Origin of the sequence: Pantoea sp. K16 (genome assembly GCF_048452805.1) — a bacterium.
Taxonomy (GTDB): Bacteria; Pseudomonadota; Gammaproteobacteria; order Enterobacterales; family Enterobacteriaceae; genus Pantoea; species Pantoea agglomerans.
Genome location: NZ_JBLWNV010000010.1, coordinates 191,141 through 208,926 on the forward strand (window position 1 = coordinate 191,141; position 17,786 = coordinate 208,926).

The 17,786-nt window shown below is 55.8% G+C and carries 13 protein-coding genes, 1 rRNA gene and 1 pseudogene; 12 read left to right on the forward strand and 3 right to left on the reverse strand.

What is annotated here, in order from left to right; all coding sequences use genetic code 11:
- The first annotated feature begins 258 nt into the window (after positions 1 to 258).
- The 7 genes from proV (at position 259) to emrB (ending at position 8,711) form a co-directional block, all read left to right on the forward strand.
- Positions 259 to 1,455, forward strand: a complete 1,197-nt coding sequence (gene proV, locus ACK13D_RS14880) for a glycine betaine/L-proline ABC transporter ATP-binding protein ProV (protein ID WP_010672155.1) — start codon at positions 259 to 261, stop codon at positions 1,453 to 1,455.
- The gene (gene proW / locus ACK13D_RS14885) at positions 1,452 to 2,543 is read left to right on the forward strand and encodes a glycine betaine/L-proline ABC transporter permease ProW (RefSeq protein ID WP_010257782.1); all 1,092 of its coding nucleotides are present in this window, start codon (positions 1,452 to 1,454) and stop codon (positions 2,541 to 2,543) included. The genes proV and proW overlap by 4 nt, the downstream gene beginning before the upstream one ends.
- Positions 2,544 to 2,604: 61 nt before the next feature.
- Positions 2,605 to 3,603 carry a glycine betaine/L-proline ABC transporter substrate-binding protein ProX gene (gene proX / locus ACK13D_RS14890; RefSeq protein WP_010257785.1) on the forward strand — a complete coding sequence of 333 codons (999 nt, stop codon included), beginning with the start codon at positions 2,605 to 2,607 and terminating at the stop codon, positions 3,601 to 3,603.
- Positions 3,604 to 3,815: 212 nt separating this feature from the next.
- Positions 3,816 to 5,003 (forward strand): MFS transporter, encoded by a 1,188-nt coding sequence (locus tag ACK13D_RS14895; RefSeq protein WP_010672153.1) that lies wholly within the window; start codon positions 3,816 to 3,818, stop codon positions 5,001 to 5,003.
- 302 nt (positions 5,004 to 5,305) lie between these two features.
- Positions 5,306 to 5,836, forward strand: a complete 531-nt coding sequence (gene mprA, locus ACK13D_RS14900) for a transcriptional repressor MprA (RefSeq protein WP_003850381.1) — start codon at positions 5,306 to 5,308, stop codon at positions 5,834 to 5,836.
- A 150-nt stretch (positions 5,837 to 5,986) separates the two neighbouring features.
- Complete coding sequence (gene emrA / locus ACK13D_RS14905; RefSeq protein WP_010257791.1) at positions 5,987 to 7,159, forward strand: multidrug efflux MFS transporter periplasmic adaptor subunit EmrA; 1,173 nt, start codon at positions 5,987 to 5,989, stop codon at positions 7,157 to 7,159.
- 16 nt (positions 7,160 to 7,175) lie between these two features.
- Positions 7,176 to 8,711 carry a multidrug efflux MFS transporter permease subunit EmrB gene (gene emrB / locus ACK13D_RS14910; protein ID WP_010257793.1) on the forward strand — a complete coding sequence of 512 codons (1,536 nt, stop codon included), beginning with the start codon at positions 7,176 to 7,178 and terminating at the stop codon, positions 8,709 to 8,711.
- Positions 8,712 to 8,747: 36 nt separating this feature from the next.
- Here emrB and ACK13D_RS14915 read toward each other — a convergent pair whose 3' ends face one another.
- Positions 8,748 to 9,929, reverse strand: coding sequence for a tRNA/rRNA methyltransferase (locus ACK13D_RS14915; RefSeq protein ID WP_010672152.1), 1,182 nt, complete (start codon positions 9,927 to 9,929; stop codon positions 8,748 to 8,750).
- Positions 9,930 to 10,088: 159 nt separating this feature from the next.
- Here ACK13D_RS14915 and trxC point away from each other — a divergent pair, with 159 nt between their 5' ends.
- From trxC to ACK13D_RS14940, 5 genes and pseudogenes are all read left to right on the forward strand, one after another.
- Positions 10,089 to 10,508, forward strand: coding sequence for a thioredoxin TrxC (trxC, locus tag ACK13D_RS14920; RefSeq protein ID WP_010257800.1), 420 nt, complete (start codon positions 10,089 to 10,091; stop codon positions 10,506 to 10,508).
- An 81-nt stretch (positions 10,509 to 10,589) separates the two neighbouring features.
- The gene (locus tag ACK13D_RS14925) at positions 10,590 to 11,267 is read left to right on the forward strand and encodes a tRNA-uridine aminocarboxypropyltransferase (protein ID WP_050679752.1); all 678 of its coding nucleotides are present in this window, start codon (positions 10,590 to 10,592) and stop codon (positions 11,265 to 11,267) included.
- Between the two features lie 138 nt (positions 11,268 to 11,405).
- Positions 11,406 to 14,063 carry a bifunctional acetate--CoA ligase family protein/GNAT family N-acetyltransferase gene (locus tag ACK13D_RS14930; RefSeq protein ID WP_010672150.1) on the forward strand — a complete coding sequence of 886 codons (2,658 nt, stop codon included), beginning with the start codon at positions 11,406 to 11,408 and terminating at the stop codon, positions 14,061 to 14,063.
- 117 nt (positions 14,064 to 14,180) lie between these two features.
- Positions 14,181 to 15,536, forward strand: coding sequence for a CDP-diacylglycerol--serine O-phosphatidyltransferase (gene pssA, locus ACK13D_RS14935; RefSeq protein WP_029519515.1), 1,356 nt, complete (start codon positions 14,181 to 14,183; stop codon positions 15,534 to 15,536).
- A 26-nt stretch (positions 15,537 to 15,562) separates the two neighbouring features.
- Positions 15,563 to 15,883: pseudogene (locus tag ACK13D_RS14940) on the forward strand (YfiM family lipoprotein).
- Between the two features lie 9 nt (positions 15,884 to 15,892).
- On the opposite strand, the gene ACK13D_RS14945 reads toward ACK13D_RS14940, so the two are convergent.
- On the reverse strand, positions 15,893 to 17,182 hold the full coding sequence (locus ACK13D_RS14945; protein WP_010257813.1) for an MFS family transporter: 1,290 nt from the start codon (positions 17,180 to 17,182) through the stop codon (positions 15,893 to 15,895).
- Positions 17,183 to 17,459: 277 nt separating this feature from the next.
- Positions 17,460 to 17,575, reverse strand: a 5S ribosomal RNA gene (rrf, locus tag ACK13D_RS14950).
- Positions 17,576 to 17,786 lie beyond the last annotated feature (211 nt).

Below are 17,786 nucleotides of genomic sequence, written 5' to 3' on the forward strand. Positions count from 1 at the left end.
TGGTGACGCTTGTTTTTCTCCCTTTCACGCGGCAAATCGGCTGAAATGCCAAAAACCCGCCAATGATTTCACAAAAAATTAATCCACGCTTATCCCTTGTGAGCACTGAAGATAATCGGCATCTGAATGTCCCGCGGCCGGCCAATATCCCACTTCAGGGTTGTCAGATAACGTCAGTGTGCTACGGTATGGCCTGCTTAAATTTCAGCGGGAACGACAGGATAATATTAGATATTTCAACCAGGATTTAATGACTGCATGGCTATTAAGCTCGAAGTAAAAAATCTCTATAAGATATTTGGCGACAATCCGGATCGCGCGTTTAAATATATTGAAAAGGGTGCGACCAAAGATGTCATTCTTGAGAAGACAGGGCTCTCTCTTGGTGTAAAGAACGCCAGTCTGGCCATTGAAGAAGGCGAGATATTCGTCATCATGGGGTTATCCGGTTCAGGAAAATCGACCATGGTTCGCCTTCTCAATCGTCTGATAGAGCCGACGCGCGGCCAGGTGATTATTGACGGTGTCGATATTGCCAAAATATCAGCCAGCGAACTGCGTGACGTGCGCAGAAATAAAATCAGCATGGTATTCCAGTCATTTGCTTTGATGCCGCACATGAATGTATTAAATAATACGGCATTTGGTATGGAATTAGCGGGAGTCGCACTGGCTGAACGCCAGGAAAAAGCACTGGAAGCGTTACGTCAGGTCGGGCTGGAGAATTATGCGCACGCTTACCCGGATGAACTTTCCGGAGGGATGCGGCAGCGCGTCGGATTAGCCCGCGCACTGGCCATCAATCCCGACATCTTATTAATGGATGAGGCCTTCTCCGCTCTGGATCCGTTGATTCGTACTGAAATGCAGGATGAGCTGGTTAATTTACAAGCCAGGCATCAGCGCACCATCGTCTTTATTTCCCACGATCTTGATGAAGCGATGCGTATTGGCGACCGTATTGCCATTATGCAGGGCGGCGAAGTGATACAGGTTGGTACGCCGGATGAGATCCTGAATAACCCGGCCAATGACTATGTCCGCACCTTTTTCCGTGGCGTCGATATCAGTCACGTATTCAGCGCCAAGGATATCGCCCGTCGTAGCGCGGGAGCGTTGATCCGCAAAGCGCCAGGTTTCGGCCCGCGCTCCGCCATTAAGCTGCTGCAGGATGAAGACCGCGACTACGGTTACGTGCTGGAGAAACAGAAGTTTCTTGGCGTGGTCTCCACCGACTCGCTGAAAGCCGCGCTGGCAGCAGGTCTGGGACTCGATAGCGCCCTCCTCGACTCGCCAGCCGCGGTGCCCGCCGATACCTCACTGAGCGATCTGCTCTCGCACGTCGCTCAGGCGCCCTGTGCGGTGCCAGTGGTCGGTGAGGAGAATCAGTATGTCGGTATCATTTCCAAAAGCACGCTATTGCGCGCGTTAGATCGTGAAGGAGCCCAGCCATGAGTCAGGAAACCACCAATCCGTGGGATAGCGGCACCGCCGCCAGCAGTCAGGCTGCGCCCACCAGCAGCGGCGGTGCCGATGCCTGGGGCACGCCCGATGGCAGCGCGACACCCGATGCAGCCAGCAGCAGTGACTGGCTCAACAGCGCCCCCGCGCCCGCGCCGGAACATTTCAATATCATGGATCCATTCCACAAAACCTGGATCCCGCTTGATCACTGGGTGACTACCGGCATCGACTGGGTGGTCAACCACTTCCGCCCGCTGTTTCAGGGTATCCGGGTACCGGTTGACTATATTCTCAGCGCCTTTCAGCAGCTGTTGCTGGGAATGCCCGCGCCGGTAGCGATTCTGGTGTTTGCGCTAATCGCCTGGCAGATCGCGACGCCCGCCATGGGCATCGCCACGCTGGTATCGCTGATCTTGATTGGCGCAATTGGCGCCTGGTCGCAGGCGATGGTCACGCTGGCGCTGGTGCTTACCGCGCTGATGTTCTGCATTCTCATCGGCCTGCCGCTGGGGATCTGGCTGGCCCGCAGTGAACGGGCAGCGCGTATCGTACGCCCCTTGCTGGATGCGATGCAGACAACACCCGCCTTTGTCTATCTGGTGCCGATTGTGATGCTGTTTGGTATCGGCAACGTGCCAGGCGTGGTGGTCACGATTATCTTCGCCCTGCCACCGATTGTGCGTCTGACTATTCTCGGCATTAAGCAGGTGCCCGCCGATCTGATCGAAGCGAGCGAATCCTTTGGTGCCAGTCCGCGTCAGCTGCTATTCAAAGTGCAGTTGCCGCTGGCGATGCCCACCATTATGGCGGGCGTCAATCAGACCCTGATGCTGGCGCTGTCGATGGTGGTGATCGCCTCGATGATCGCCGTGGGCGGACTCGGTCAGATGGTTCTGCGCGGTATTGGCCGTCTCGATATGGGGCTGGCTACGGTGGGTGGTGTGGGGATTGTGATCCTTGCCATTATCCTTGACCGCCTGACCCAATCGTTTGGTCGCGATAGCCGCAGCCGCGGTAATCGTCACTGGTATCACACCGGCCCGCTGGGCCTGATCTTCTCTCCTTCGCGTAAAAAATAATCTGTCGGGCGGTGCCTGCGCGCCGCCCATCCTGACGCGACATCTGAAATAAGGAATGACTATGCGCAACAGAGCCTCTCTGCTCGCCGCCGTGGTAACCACGCTGGCCGTTTCACACGTCTCCGCTGCCGATCTGCCGGGCAAAGGTATTACGGTACAACCCATACAGAGCACTATCGCTGAAGAGACTTTTCAGACCCTGATTGTCAGCCGCGCGCTGGAAAAACTCGGCTATCAGGTCAGCAAGCCGAGTGAAGTGGATTACAACGTGGGCTACACCTCTATCGCCGCTGGCGACGCCACCTTTACCGCGGTGAACTGGCAGCCGCTGCATGACGACATGTACAAAGCCGCCGGTGGCGATCAGAAGCTCTATCGTCAGGGAACCTACGTTACCGGTGCCGCCCAGGGTTATCTGATTGATAAGAAGACCGCCGAGAAATATCACATCACCAATATCGAACAGCTGAAAGATCCTAAGATCGCCAGCCTGTTTGACGCCAACGGCGATGGCAAAGCGGATATGACCGGCTGTACGCCAGGCTGGGGCTGTGAAGCGGTGATTAATCATCAGAACAGCGCCTTCGGTCTTAGTGATACCGTAACCGCCAATATGGGTAACTATTCGGCGATGGTGGCGGATACGCTGGCACGCTACAAGCAGGGTAAACCGATCCTTTATTACACCTGGACGCCCTACTGGCTGAGCGATGTGCTTAAGCCGGGCCGCGATGTGGTCTGGCTGCAGGTGCCGTTCTCTTCGCTGCCTGGCGAACAGAAGGATGTGGATACTAAGCTGCCAAACGGCGCGAACTACGGTTTCCCGGTTAACACCATGCACATCGTCGCCAACAAAGCCTGGGCGGCGAAAAACCCGGCGGCTGCCCGTCTGTTTGCGGTCATGAAGCTGCCCATTACCGATATCAATGCTGAAAACTCAGCAATGCATGCCGGACAAAACTCAGAAGAGGCGATTAACCGTCATGTGGATGGCTGGATTAAGGCGCATCAGGCTGAGTTCGATAAATGGATCAGCGAGGCGCAGGCCGCCGCGCAATAACATGAAAACATTTCCGCCCCAGGGTGGTTGATAAAAGTGCTGGCTCAGGGAGCATACGCTTTTAGTCGGGCCGTTATCTGAGGGCAGAAATTTTTCTGCCCTTTTTTTATGCTTGCTTTCCCGACTGGTATGGCCTGTTAATAAACATGCGTGTGAAATAGTTTTTTGAGTTACTATTAACCTCAAATGATTATTAGCGACCGATGCTGTTTATGAATGCGACTCGCCAGGGTCTGACGCCTGCTTTAGTAATGCTGATGTCAGTAGCAACCGGCCTCTGCGTAGCCAGTAATTACTACGTTCAGCCACTACTGAATACCATCGCCCAACAGTTTGATCTCTCTGTCAGCCTCGCCGGATTTATTGTCACCACGGCGCAGCTGGGCTACGCCTGCGGTCTGCTGCTGCTGGTGCCGCTTGGCGATCGGTTTGAACGACGCAGCCTGATTGTTACGATGATCCTGCTGGCTGCTGCCGGCATGGTGATTATCGCCCTTTCGCACTCCTTTCTCTTTTTACTGCTGGGCACGGTGATGACCGGCCTGTTCTCGGTCGCCGCACAAATCCTGGTGCCGCTGGCCGCCACGCTGGCAGAGCCGGAGCGGCGCGGCAAAATAGTGGGAACGGTAATGAGCGGTTTGCTGCTGGGGATTCTGCTGGCGCGCACCGTGGCAGGCGGCCTGGCGCAGCTTGGCGGCTGGCGTACCGTCTACTGGACTGCCAGCCTGCTGATGGTGGTGATGGCCCTGGCGCTGTGGCGATCGCTGCCGCGCGTGAAACAGTCTGTGCCCATGAGCTATCCGCAACTGCTGGCCTCCATCTTTCGCCTGTATGCCGGTAATCGGGTGCTCCGCACCCGCGCCTGGACCGGCTGCCTCTCCTTTGCCAATTTCAGCCTGCTGTGGACCTCAATGGCCTTTCTGCTCGCCGGGGCGCCCTATCACTTCTCAGAGGGCGAGATTGGCTTGCTGGGGCTGGTCGGTGCCGCGGGTGCGCTGGCCGCACGTCAGGCGGGCGCGCTGGCTGACAAGGGTAAAGCGAAGCTGACCACCCAACTGGGCCTGCTGCTTATGCTGCTGTCGTGGGCTGCCATTGCGTGGGGCGCGGAGCAGCTTGCGCCGCTGATCGTCGGCATCCTGCTGCTGGATCTGGCGGTACAGGCCGTCCATATCACCAATCAAAGCGTGATCTACGCGCAGATGCCGGAGGCGCGGAACCGTCTTAATGCCGGTTACATGACCAGCTACTTTATGGGTGGCGCGGCCGGCTCACTGCTCTCCGCGACCGCTTACCATCTTTGGGGCTGGTATGGCGTCTGTGGCGCTGGCGCGCTGCTGACTGTGGTTAATCTGCTGATTTGGGCAGCCGGATCGCGCTTTGAGCCGGAAAAAATCAACTGAAGCCTGGCCGGACAGCGCATTGCGTCTGGTCACAAATGGTTAGGTTTGTTATGGTTAGTAGCAAACCTATTCACTTCAGTTATTTTTCCCCGCGATATTATTAAATTTGCCCCCTTTTTGATCACGTTCCGGCACAGCGGCTGCCGCCGGACGTACGGGTTTTTGACCCAGGGCCAGGGAATGGCCTGGAATACCTTTGATGGTGAATAGTGATTCTGTCAGCGATCACCTGCCAAAAAGTGACTACGCTTATCCTGTCACCATAGTTATTATACAAGTTGCAATTAGTGAGGTTTTTTTTAATGGAAAGTTCGTTTACTCCCATTGAGCAGATGCTAAACATCCGTGCCAATCGCCATAAGGATTTTCCGTTGCAGGAAATTATTCTGACGCGTCTCTGTATGCATATGCAGGGTAAACTGCTGGACAACCGTAATAAGATGCTGAAAGCACAGGGTATTAATGAAACCCTGTTCATGGCGTTGATTACGCTGGATGCACAGGAAAACCATAGTATTCAGCCCTCTGAGCTCAGCTCTGCCCTTGGTTCTTCGCGCACCAATGCCACGCGCATTGCTGATGAACTGGAAAAGCGCGGCTGGATTGAGCGTCGCGAAAGCGATCACGACCGTCGCTGCCTGCACCTGCATCTGACCGATAAAGGGATGGAGTTCCTGCGTCAGCTGCTGCCACCTCAGCATCAGAGCCTGCAATACCTCTGGTCTTCGCTCTCCGTCGATGAGAAGTCACAGCTGGAAGGCATCACCCGTAAGCTACTTAATCGTCTTGATAAAATGGATGAAGATCAGCTGATCGCCTCGCTTTCCCGCTAATAGCAATAAGTGCGACACAATCACCTGTCGGAATCGTTATTTTAATTTCCTTTTTTATCTGGCCAGCGCTCAGTCGCTGGCTTTTTCGACTCGGGCGCTGGCGAAAAGGGATTTCTGCCGCCCGACTAAATGGAAAACGTGGAGAAAGACATGAGTGCAACGGCAGAAGCACAAAGCCCGCAACCGTCAGCCAACAAAAAGAAGAAGCGCAAAAGTGTGCTCATCGTGCTGGCGCTGATCTTTGTGCTGATTGGTATTGCCTGGGGAGTTTACTGGTTCCTGGTCCTGCGCCATTTTCAGGAAACGGATGACGCCTACGTTGCGGGTAACCAGGTGCAGGTGATGGCGCAGGTCTCCGGTAGCGTGAATAAAGTCTGGTTTGAAGATACCGATTTCGTCAAAAAAGGCGATGTGCTGGTTTCACTGGATAAGACGGATGCGGAGCAGGCGTTTGAAAAAGCGCAGACGGCACTCGCCACCAGCGTGCGTCAGACGCATCAGCTGATGATTAATGGCAAACAGTATCAGGCCAGCATTACATTGCAACAGACCGCTCTGGCGCAGGCGCAGGCCGACCTGAAACGCCGTGAGCCGTTAGGCGCAGCTAATCTGATTGGCCGTGAAGAGTTGCAGCACGCCCGCGATGCCGTCGCGACGGCCAAAGCACAACTGGACGTGGCGATTCAGCAATACAATGCGAATCAGGCGATGATCCTCAACACCTCACTGGAAAATCAGCCTGCCGTGCAACAGAGCGCGGCTGAGCTGCGTGACGCCTGGCTGGCGCTGCAGCGCACCGAAATCCGTAGCCCGATGGATGGTTTTGTCTCCCGTCGCAGCGTACAGGTCGGTTCGCAAATCTCCACCAGCACCCCGCTGCTCGCCGTCGTGCCTGCAACGAATCTGTGGGTCGATGCCAACTTTAAAGAGACCCAGCTGGCTGGCGTTCGTATTGGTCAGCCTGTCACCGTGGTTGCCGACATCTACGGTGACGAAGTGGTTTATCAGGGCAAAGTTGCAGGACTGGATATGGGCACCGGCAGCGCCTTCTCACTGTTGCCGGCACAGAATGCCACCGGTAACTGGATCAAAGTGGTTCAGCGCCTGCCGGTTCGTATCGAACTGAATCAGGAAGATATCGCCAGACATCCGCTGCGTATTGGCCTCTCAACGCTGGTTAAAATCGATACCACCAGCAAAGAGGGCAGCGCGCTGGCCACCAGCGCCCGTCAGCAAGCCGCTTACAGCAGCAACGCACTGGCGATTGACCTTGCGCCGGTCAATCAGCTGATCACCGATATCGTCCGCGCCAACGCCGGATGATGACGCGGAGGCTGTAATGGCACAAAAACCGCTTGAAGGAATGCCGCTGGTCCTGATGACCATTGCGCTATCGCTGGCGACGTTCATGCAGGTTCTGGACTCGACCATCGCCAACGTGGCTATCCCCACTATTGCCGGTAATCTGGGAGCGTCGAACTCCCAGGGAACCTGGGTGATCACCTCGTTTGGTGTGGCCAATGCGATCTCGATCCCGCTGACCGGCTGGCTGGCAAAACGCATAGGTGAAGTGAAGCTCTTTACCTGGTCGACCATTCTGTTTGCTATCGCCTCCTGGGCATGCGGCATGTCAGACAGCCTGGAGATGCTGATCTTCTTCCGCGTCATTCAGGGGATCGTCGCGGGTCCATTGATCCCGCTGTCGCAAAGTCTGCTGCTCAACAACTATCCGCCCGCCAAGCGCAGTGTTGCGCTGTCGCTGTGGGCGATGACGGTGATCGTCGCACCGATCTGTGGTCCGATACTGGGCGGCTGGATCAGCGATAACTATCACTGGGGCTGGATCTTCTTTATCAACGTGCCCATTGGTGTGGCGGTGGTGATACTGACGCTGCAAACCCTGCGTGGCCGGGAAACCAAAACCGAAATCCGGCGGATCGATATGGTCGGGCTGGTGCTGCTGGTGGTGGGGATCGGCTGTTTGCAGGTGATGCTGGATCGCGGAAAGGAGCTCGACTGGTTTAACTCGTCCGAGATCATCGTGCTCGGGGTAGTGGCCGTGATTGCGCTGTCAGTCCTGCTGGTGTGGGAGCTGACTGACGATCACCCGATCATAGACCTGTCGCTGTTTAAGTCGCGCAACTTCACCATTGGCTGCCTGTCGATCAGTCTGGCTTATATGCTCTACTTCGGCTCGATTGTTCTGTTGCCGCAGCTGCTGCAGGAGGTCTACGGCTACACCGCAACCTGGGCCGGTCTGGCGTCTGCGCCAGTGGGCATTTTGCCGGTGATCCTGTCGCCGATCATCGGACGCTTTGCCCATAAGCTCGACATGCGACGGCTGGTCACGTTCAGCTTCATTATGTATGCCGTCTGCTTCTACTGGCGCGCGTATACGTTTGAACCGGGAATGGACTTTGGTGCCTCAGCCTGGCCGCAGTTTATTCAGGGCTTTGCCGTGGCCTGCTTCTTTATGCCGCTGACCACCATTACGCTGTCGGGATTGCCGCCGGAGCGCATGGCCGCAGCCTCCAGCCTGTCGAACTTTATGCGTACCTTTGCAGGCTCGGTGGGAACGTCGATTACCACCACTATGTGGAGTAACCGCGAGTCGATGCATCATAGCTACCTGACGGAGTCGATTACCCCTTACAACGTCAATTCGCAGCAGATGTATAGCCAGCTGGAGAGCATGGGGATGACGCAGCAGCAGGCGTCGGCCTGGATCGCGCAGCAGATTACTAACCAGGGACTGATTATTTCAGCGAATGAAATTTTCTGGGCGTCGGCGGGGGTCTTTTTGATTCTGTTAGTGCTGATCTGGTTTGCCCGTCCGCCGTTTAGCGCAGGCGGCGGTGGTGGTGGTGCGCACTAACGTTACACAGCAAAACGGGCCTTTCGGCCCGTTTTTTTATGCGTTCTGACGCCACCATTCGGCGAGCAGTACGCCGGTTGCGACCGAGACGTTAAGGCTTTCTACGTTGCCGGTGCCGCCAATCGACAGGCTCATGTCACCCTGTTTGAACGCGGTATCAGAAAGACCTTCACGCTCCTGCCCTAACACCAGCACCATTTTCTCCGGCAGCTGAGCCTGCGCCAGCGGCGTGCCCTGATGGCTGGAGGTGGTGACGATGGTGTAACCCGCTTTACGGAACGCTTCCAGACCTTCACTGAAGGTTGCGCCGCTGATGGCCTGCACATGCTCAGCACCGCCTTCTGCGGTACGTACCGCTGCGCCTGACTCCAGCAGCGAGGCGTCGTTCACCAGCAAACCTTTTACGCCAAAGTGCGCGCAGCTGCGCATAATCGCGCCGAGGTTATGCGGGTTGCTGACATCTTCCAGTGCCAGCACGCAATCTTTGGTATTCGCCTGGCTCAGCCATTCAGAAACCGCCATACCCATGCGCTTTTTGATCAGGAAGCAGACGCCACCATGATGCTCAGTGCCTGACGCTTTGGTAATCTCTGCATCTTCCACGACGTGATAGGCTTTGCGGTTAGCCGCCAGCCAGCGCAGCGCTTCGCGGAAACGCGGTGTCACTTCCTGCACGAACCAGGCGCGAACAATCGCTTCAGGACGGCTCTGGAACAGCGCCTGACAGGCGTTCTCACCATAGACGCGCGTCTCTTCGTTACGCTGACGACGGATCTGCTCGGGATCGACGAAGCTCTTGCCGCTGATGCCGCCATGATCCGGCTTATCGCTTTCGGTTGCCGGACGATCTGCTGATGGCGCGCGTGACACGGTGCGCCATGGGGAATCGCTGCTGCCATAGGCGCCGCGATTATCATCGCCACGATCGTTGCGGCGGCCTGCGCCATCGTCTGAACGGCGTGGAGCGCCACGTCCGCCTTCATCACGACGCGGTGAACTGCTGCGACCGGTGTCGTCGCTGCGACGGCCAGCGGAGCGACCACCTTCCTGACTGCGTTCAGTACGGGGGCCAGACGAACGACGATTATCATCCGAACGAGCAGCAGCGTGACCACCTTTGCCTGTACGAGGATTAGGCGCGCGCGCGCTTTTATCGTCCTCGCCACGCACGTACATCACCTTAACCTTACCGCTCTTGCCTTTAAATTCGTCGTTCATGTCTTCCTCCTGCATTGAGAGCGCGCAGATTACCTGATGTGCTGGCGCTTAGCTATCAACTATTGAACCTATAGAGCAATCCAGATTGAGAGGGAATCCGTCCCCTTTCATAATGAACAATATTTATCAGACTGACACTTTTCAAAATCAGAGGTTCCTATGAATACGGTATGCGCTTCCTGTCAGGCAACCAATCGCGTTCCTGAAGAACGCCTTGCCGACGTGGCGAAATGTGGTCGCTGTGGAAATGCGTTATTTGATGGCGAAGTGGTGAATGCCACCAGCGCTAACTTTGACAAATATCTGCAGGATGATCTGCCGGTGGTGATCGATTTCTGGGCGCCCTGGTGTGGTCCCTGTGTCAATTTTGCGCCGGTGTTTAAAGATGTCGCCAGTGAACGCAGCGGTAAAGTCCGCTTTATTAAAGTAAACACCGAAGCGGAACCGGCCCTGAGCGCCCGTTTCAACATTCGCAGTATCCCGACCATCATGCTGTTTAAGAACGGCGAGCGGGTCGACATGCTGAATGGCGCGATGCCCAAAGCGCCTTTCAATGAATGGCTGGATGAGTCACTTTAATCTTCAGAGGCCAGCCTGGCTGGCCTTTTCCTTTTCGCCTGCGCTTCGATTACACTGACGTTTTTCCTGCCCTGAATACTCATGTCTGATAATGCTGTTTTGCGCTTGCGCACCCAACGCCTGGCCCGATCCACCCGTCCTTTCCTCGCACGCGGGAATCGGGTCATCCGCTGTCAGGGCTGCCTGCTGCCAGAAGTCAACTGTCTCTGCAGTCAGATCGTGCCGCAGTCCGCCCGTAGCCGCTTCTGCCTGGTGATGTTCGATACCGAGCCGATGAAGCCGAGCAACACCGGCCGGCTGATTGCCGATATTCTGCCGGAAACTCAGGCTTTTGGCTGGTCACGCACCGAGCCGGATCCGCTGCTGCTGGCGGCGGTGCGCAATCCCGATTATCAGCCGCTGGTCGTTTTCCCGGCCGCTTATGCCGATGCCGGTCGCGAAGTGCTGACAACGCCGCCCGTCAGTGGCAAGCCGCCGCTGTTTATTATGCTGGACGGCACCTGGACCGAAGCCCGCAAAATGTTCCGTAAAAGCCCCTGGCTCGACGCCCTGCCGGTGATGTCGCTGGATGTCAGCACCCCGTCGCGCTATACGCTGCGTGAAGCCCACGGCGCAGGTCAGCACTGCACTGCTGAAGTGGCTGCGGCGCTGCTGGCGCAGGCGGGCGATCGGCTGGCGGCTGAGGCGTTATCTCACCATTTTGATCAGTTCCGCGCGGCCTACCTGGCAGGGAAACCGCACCACGCCGGACAGGTTTAATCGCCCAGTCACCTCCTGGCGGGAGCGTCCCTGCGGTGACAGAGATTAAAATCGGGATGCGCAGCCTGCGATCTGCCCGGAAGCACTGCCAGCAAAAAGCGTTTACAATCACGCAAATCCCGAACTCTGGAGAGCGAGATGAGCCAACGCGGACTGGAAGCGCTGTTACGACCTAAATCAATTGCGGTGATTGGTGCCTCGGTCACGCCAGGGCGCGCCGGATACTTTATGATGCGTAACCTGCTGGCGGGCGGTTTTAGCGGCCCGGTGTTGCCGGTGACGCCGAAATATAAAGCGGTCAGCGGCGTACTGGCCTGGCCCACCATCGACAGCTTACCTTTCGCGCCAGACCTGGCAGTGATCTGCACCCACTCAAAACGTAACCTCGAACTGCTGCAACAGCTCGGGGAGAAAGGTTGCAAAGCCTGCATTATTCTCTCTGCGCCCGCCAGCCAGTCTGCCGAACTCAAAGCCTGTGCCAGCCAGTGGCAGATACGTCTGCTGGGCCCGAACAGTCTTGGACTGCTGGCCCCCTGGCAGGGATTGAATGCCAGCTTCTCGCCAGTGCCGATAGAGAAAGGCCGTATCGCATTTATCTCCCAGTCCGCCGCCGTATCCAATACCATTCTCGACTGGGCGCAGCAGCGTAATCTCGGTTTCTCCTGGTTTATCGCGCTGGGTGACAGTCTGGATACCGATGTCGATGATCTGCTCGACTTCCTGGCTCGCGACGGTAAAACCAGCGCTATCCTGCTCTATCTTGAGCACCTCAGCGATGCGCGTCGTTTTGTTTCTGCCTCACGCAGCGCCTCCCGTAATAAACCGATTCTGGTGATCAAGAGTGGTCGCAGCCGGGAAGCACAGGCGCTGCTGGGCACCCACAGCGGTCTGGACGCCGCCTGGGATGCAGCCATTCAGCGTGCCGGGTTACTGCGGGTGCAGGATACCCATGAGCTCTTCTCCGCCGTTGAGTCGCTGAGTCATATGCGGCCGCTGCGTGGCGACAGGCTGATGATCATCAGTAATGGTGCCGCCCCCGCCGCGCTGGCGCTGGATGAGCTCTATGCCCGCAACGGGAAACTGGCGCAGCTCAGCGAGCAGACGATTCAGCAGCTCGAGGCGCTGTTGCCCGCTGGCGCAGGCCGCGGCAACCCGCTGGATTTAAAAGATGACGCCACAGCAGAACGTTATGCCGCCTGCACAGAGATCCTGCTCGACAGCCATGAACTTGATGCATTGATGATTATTCATGCGCCAAGCGCGGTCGCGCCCGCGACTGAAACGGCCGGACATCTGATCGACACCATCGCCCGTCACCCGCGCGGTAAGCTGGTGACGCTGCTGACCAACTGGAGCGGCGAGTTCTCTTCACAAGCCGCACGCCGAGCCTTTACGCAGGCGGGGATACCGACCTGGCGCACGCCAGAGGGAACGGTGACCGCCTTTATGCATCAGGTTGAGTACCGCCGTAACCAGAAGCAGCTGCGCGAAACCCCTGCCCTGCCCGCCACCCTGAACCTGGACAGCGCCCATGCACACCAGCTGCTGTCACAGGCGCTGGAGCGCGGTGTTACCGCGCTGGATACCCACGAAGTGCAGCCGGTGTTGCAGGCTTACGGCCTGGCCACGCTGCCGACCTGGATCGCCAGCGACAGTAAGGCGGCAGTGGCGATTGCCGATCAGATTGGCTATCCGGTGGCGCTGAAACTGCGTTCACCCGATATCGCGCATAAATCGGAGGTGCAGGGCGTGATGCTCTACCTGCGTAATGCCAGCGAAGTGGAGCATGCCGCTGAGGCCATTTTTGATCGGGTAAAACAGACGCTGCCGCAGGCACGTATCGAAGGGCTGCTGGTTCAGAGCATGGCGAGTCGTGCAGGCGCACAGGAGCTGCGGGTCGTGGTCGAACAGGATGCCCTGTTTGGCCCGATCATTATGCTGGGGGAAGGCGGCGTTGAATGGCAGGCCGATAAACAGGCTGCCGTTGCCCTTCCCCCGCTGAATATGACGCTGGCACGCTATCTGGTGATTCAGGCGATCAAGAGCGGAAAGATCCGCAGCCGCAGCGCGCTGAATCCGCTGGATATCCCCGGTTTAAGCCAGCTGCTGGTGCAGGTCTCTAACCTGGTGGTGGATTGTCCGGAGATCCAGCGACTGGATATTCATCCGCTGCTGGCTGCGGGCAATGATTTTACCCTGCTGGATGTCACCCTGACGCTGGCTCCGTTCCACGGCGATAACGAAGCACGGCTGGCAATACGTCCTTATCCTCAGCATCTGGAAGAGCAGGTAGAGTTAAAGGATGGGCAATTCTGCCTGTTCCGGCCCATTCTGCCAGAGGATGAGCCCCTGCTGCGCGATTTCATCAGTCAGGTCACCAAAGAAGATCTCTACTACCGCTACTTCAGTGAAATCAGTGAGTTTACTCATGATGATCTCGCCAACATGACCCAGATCGATTATGACCGCGAGATGGCGATTGTGGCGGTACGTCAGCATCATGGACGATCCGAGATCATCGGCGTCACCCGCGCTATCTCTGATGCAGATAACATTGATGCGGAGTTTTCGGTGCTGGTCCGTTCCGACCTGAAAGGCTTAGGCATGGGCCGTCGTCTGCTGGAAAAGATGATCCGCTATACCCGGCATCACGGCTTGCAACAATTGAACGGTATCACCATGCCCCATAACCGCGGCATGATTACGCTGGCACGAAAGCTCAACTTTCATGTTGATATTCAACTGGATGACGGTATTGTCAGCCTGAAATTGTCTTTACAGAATGAGATCAACTAACCTTGTAGAGAAAGGTAAAAAACGTTCGAATCGGCGAAGTTGATGTTATTATTTGTGGTTATAACCCTGATTTGATGGCAAAAGGCCATGCAATGAACAGAGAAGAAGTGCACTGTGATGTTGTCTAAATTTAAACGTAACAAACACCAACAACACCTCGCACAGCTGCCGAAACTGTCACAATCCGTTGCGGATGTGTCGACACTTTACTCGCCTGCCGAATTTCGCCAGACGTTGCTGGAGAAGATTGCGGCAGCGCAGACTCGCATCTGTATTGTTGCGCTCTATCTGGAAAATGATGACGCCGGACGTGCCGTCATGGATGCGCTTTATAGTGCGAAGCAGGCGCGGCCGGAGCTGGATATCTCGATTCTGGTTGACTGGCACCGTGCGCAGCGTGGGCGAATTGGCGCAGCGCGAGGCGTAACCAATGCCGACTGGTATTGCGAAATGGCGACACGTTATCCGGATATCGCCATCCCGGTTTATGGAATCCCGGTCAATACCCGTGAAGCGCTGGGCGTGCTCCACCTTAAAGGATTCATTATTGATGATATGCTGCTCTACAGCGGTGCCAGCATCAATGATGTCTACCTGCATCAGCATGATAAGTATCGCTATGACCGTTATCAGGTTATCCGTAATTCCCAGCTGACAGATACGATGTATGACTGGATCACGCTCAATCTGAAATCAGCGGAAGCGGTAAACCGACTCGATTTTGCTGAGCGCCCCTCAAGTCCTGAAATTAAAAATGAGACACGCCAGTTCCGTCAGGATCTGCGCGGTTTCAATTATCAGTTTGAAGGGAATGCCGGCAACGATGAATTGACGGTCACGCCGCTGGTCGGTCTGGGTAAGCATAGCCTGCTCAATAAAACCATTTTCCACCTGATGCCCTGTGCGGAACAGAAGCTGATCATCTGTACACCCTACTTCAACATGCCCGCCTTGCTGGTACGTAATATCATTCATCTTCTGCGTCAGGGAAAACAGGTTGAGATCATCGTCGGCGATAAAACAGCCAATGACTTCTATATTGCGCCCGATCAGCCGTTCAAAATCATCGGCGCGCTGCCTTACCTGTATGAAATCAATCTGCGTCGCTTTATGAGCCGTTTGCACTACTACGTTACGACCGATCAGCTGGTCGTGAGACTGTGGAAGGATGGCGAGAACAGTTATCACCTTAAAGGAATGTGGGTTGATGATGAATGGCAGCTGATTACCGGTAATAACCTCAATCCACGTGCCTGGCGGCTCGATCTGGAAAATGCGGTGCTGATCCACGATCCTCATCAGGAGTTAGCGGCTCAGCGTGAGAAGGAGCTGACGTTAATCCGGCAGAACACAACGGTAGTGACGCATTTCCGTGAGCTTGAGAGTATTGCTGATTACCCGGCCAAGGTGCGCAAACTGATTCGCCGTCTGCGCCGGATACGTATCGATCGCCTGATCAGCCGGATTCTTTAATCACTGCGGCCAATAAGGCATCTGCTATGCGAAGTGTGCTGCTTGCTGTGTTGTTGTGTAGCGGATGCGCCCATATGGCGGAAGATCAGTGGACCGGACGGGATAAAGCGGAGCATTTTGTCGCCTCTGCAGTCCTGGCCGCTGCCGGTAGTGAATATGGGAAGGCAGCGTCAGCACCATTCTGACCGGCAAAGCCAGACTATCGGCATCCTGTTTTCATTACCCCTGGGGCAGGAAAAGAGTGATATGACAGCCGCCCGAATGGCAGCAGCTGGAGCTGGAAGGATTGCGCATGGGATGCCGCTGGTGCTGCCAGCGGCATTGCCCTGTGGAATCTGAGTCAGTAGCTTTCTCTGTTAAAGCTTAATCCCCTTACCGCGCTTGTGCAGCAACAGCGACACCAGAAATGCCACCGCGCCCATCGCTGAAACATACCAGAAGAAAGTCGTCTCAATCCCCTGCTGCTTCATCAGCAACGCAACATACTCTGCCGACCCACCAAAGATCGCATTCGCTACTGCGTAAGATAGTCCTACACCCAGTGCGCGCACCTGTGGCGGAAACATTTCTGCTTTAAGAATGCCACTGATGGCGGTGTAGAAGCTGGTAATCAGCAGCGCCAGCATGATTAACAGGAAAGCCACACCAGGGCTCTGCACGTTTTGCAACAGTGTCAGAATGGGGACCGTACAGATGGCCGCGCCCGCGCCAAAAATCATCATCGAGGTGCGACGACCGATTTTATCTGACAGGGCACCGATAATCGGCTGAATCAGCATAAAGACCAGCAAAGCACCGGTCATCAGGCCACTGGCGGTTTTAGGATCCATACCTGACGTATTAACCAGATACTTCTGCATGTAGGTGGTGAAGGTGTAAAAACTCAGGGAGCCGCCTGCGGTGAAACCCAGCACCATCAGGAAGGGACGAGTATGATTGCGCAGTAACCCGATTACGCTACCCGCATCGCGATGTTCGCGGCTCGTCTTATCTGAGGTCTCTTCCAGTGAGCGTCGTAACCATAATGCGACAACGGCGAGGAGTGCGCCGAGGAAGAACGGAATACGCCATCCCCAGCTTCGCAGTTCTGCATCCGTCAGCAGAAATTGCAGGACCACGACGGTGAGTACCGCCGCTAACTGGCCACCAATCAGCGTGACATACTGGAATGAGGCGTAGAATCCTTTGCGTCCTTCCAGAGCCACTTCGCTCATGTAGGTTGCGCTGGTCCCATATTCTCCGCCCACCGATAATCCCTGAAACATACGCGCCAGCAGCAGAATGACGGGCGCAGCCACGCCGATCGTTGCGTAACCGGGTAAGCAGGCGATCACCAGCGAACCAAAACACATCATGCAGACCGAAACCAGCATCGAATTTTTTCGGCCATGTTTATCGCCGATATAGCCGAACAGCCAGCCGCCAATCGGACGCATTAAAAATCCTGCCGCAAAAACGCCCGCTGTTTGTAACAACTGAGTCGTGGTATCGCCCTGTGGAAAGAAAATGTGGGCAAAATAGAGTGAGAAGAAGGAGTAAACGTAGAAGTCGAACCACTCAACCAGGTTACCCGATGACGCGCCGACGATAGCCCAGATACGTTTCTTTGTATCATCCGTCTGAGTTTTATTATTTGTGGGTGCCATGCCTTACCTCTGTTCCTTGCTGATCAACAGCGTTTAAAGGAGTGAGTAAAGCATTTAAGTCTACTGAAGGTAAAGGCGGCGTAATCCGAGATTATTATTGTGAGCCATGTCGCTAATTATCGAAAAATCAGCGGGTTGCTGGTCATTCAGAAGTCAAGAATGGGGAGTTAAGGGTGACATACCGCATGCCTGCAGGTCACGTTTTCAGCTTAACGTGGCAAAGTGCAGACGTAAAAAAGCCCCGCACTTTCGTGCGGGGCTTCTTCACTTATTTAATGCCTGGCAGTTCCCTACTCTCGCATGGGGAGACCCCACACTACCATCGGCGCTACGGCGTTTCACTTCTGAGTTCGGCATGGGGTCAGGTGGGACCACCGCGCTAAAGCCGCCAGGCAAATCTTGGTGCACGAAACGAATCTTTTACGCCATGACCGCGTTGCCATCGCTCAGCCACACCGGTCACATACTTCAGTATGCTCCCGCTGACGTCCTCGCTCTGCGCCTTGTCACGCCGCAAAATCTTTCGTTTCCGCTAATTTTTATCCGGTAACAGGCTGAAAATCGTGTCTCTCAAAAACGCCTCTGGCGTTGTAAGGTTAAGCCT

Bases quoted from the DNA above. Each gene is read 5' to 3' on its own strand.
- mprA (WP_003850381.1), top strand. From the start codon at position 5,306: ATGGAAAGTTCGTTTACTCCCATTGAGCAGATGCTAAACATCCGTGCC.
- pssA (WP_029519515.1), top strand. From the start codon at position 14,181: ATGTTGTCTAAATTTAAACGTAACAAACACCAACAACACCTCGCACAG.
- emrB (WP_010257793.1), top strand. From the start codon at position 7,176: ATGGCACAAAAACCGCTTGAAGGAATGCCGCTGGTCCTGATGACCATT.
- trxC (WP_010257800.1), top strand. From the start codon at position 10,089: ATGAATACGGTATGCGCTTCCTGTCAGGCAACCAATCGCGTTCCTGAA.
- ACK13D_RS14925 (WP_050679752.1), top strand. From the start codon at position 10,590: ATGTCTGATAATGCTGTTTTGCGCTTGCGCACCCAACGCCTGGCCCGA.
- proV (WP_010672155.1), top strand. From the start codon at position 259: ATGGCTATTAAGCTCGAAGTAAAAAATCTCTATAAGATATTTGGCGAC.
- ACK13D_RS14915 (WP_010672152.1), bottom strand. From the start codon at position 9,929: ATGAACGACGAATTTAAAGGCAAGAGCGGTAAGGTTAAGGTGATGTAC.
- ACK13D_RS14895 (WP_010672153.1), top strand. From the start codon at position 3,816: ATGAATGCGACTCGCCAGGGTCTGACGCCTGCTTTAGTAATGCTGATG.
- emrA (WP_010257791.1), top strand. From the start codon at position 5,987: ATGAGTGCAACGGCAGAAGCACAAAGCCCGCAACCGTCAGCCAACAAA.
- proW (WP_010257782.1), top strand. From the start codon at position 1,452: ATGAGTCAGGAAACCACCAATCCGTGGGATAGCGGCACCGCCGCCAGC.
- ACK13D_RS14930 (WP_010672150.1), top strand. From the start codon at position 11,406: ATGAGCCAACGCGGACTGGAAGCGCTGTTACGACCTAAATCAATTGCG.
- ACK13D_RS14945 (WP_010257813.1), bottom strand. From the start codon at position 17,182: ATGGCACCCACAAATAATAAAACTCAGACGGATGATACAAAGAAACGT.
- proX (WP_010257785.1), top strand. From the start codon at position 2,605: ATGCGCAACAGAGCCTCTCTGCTCGCCGCCGTGGTAACCACGCTGGCC.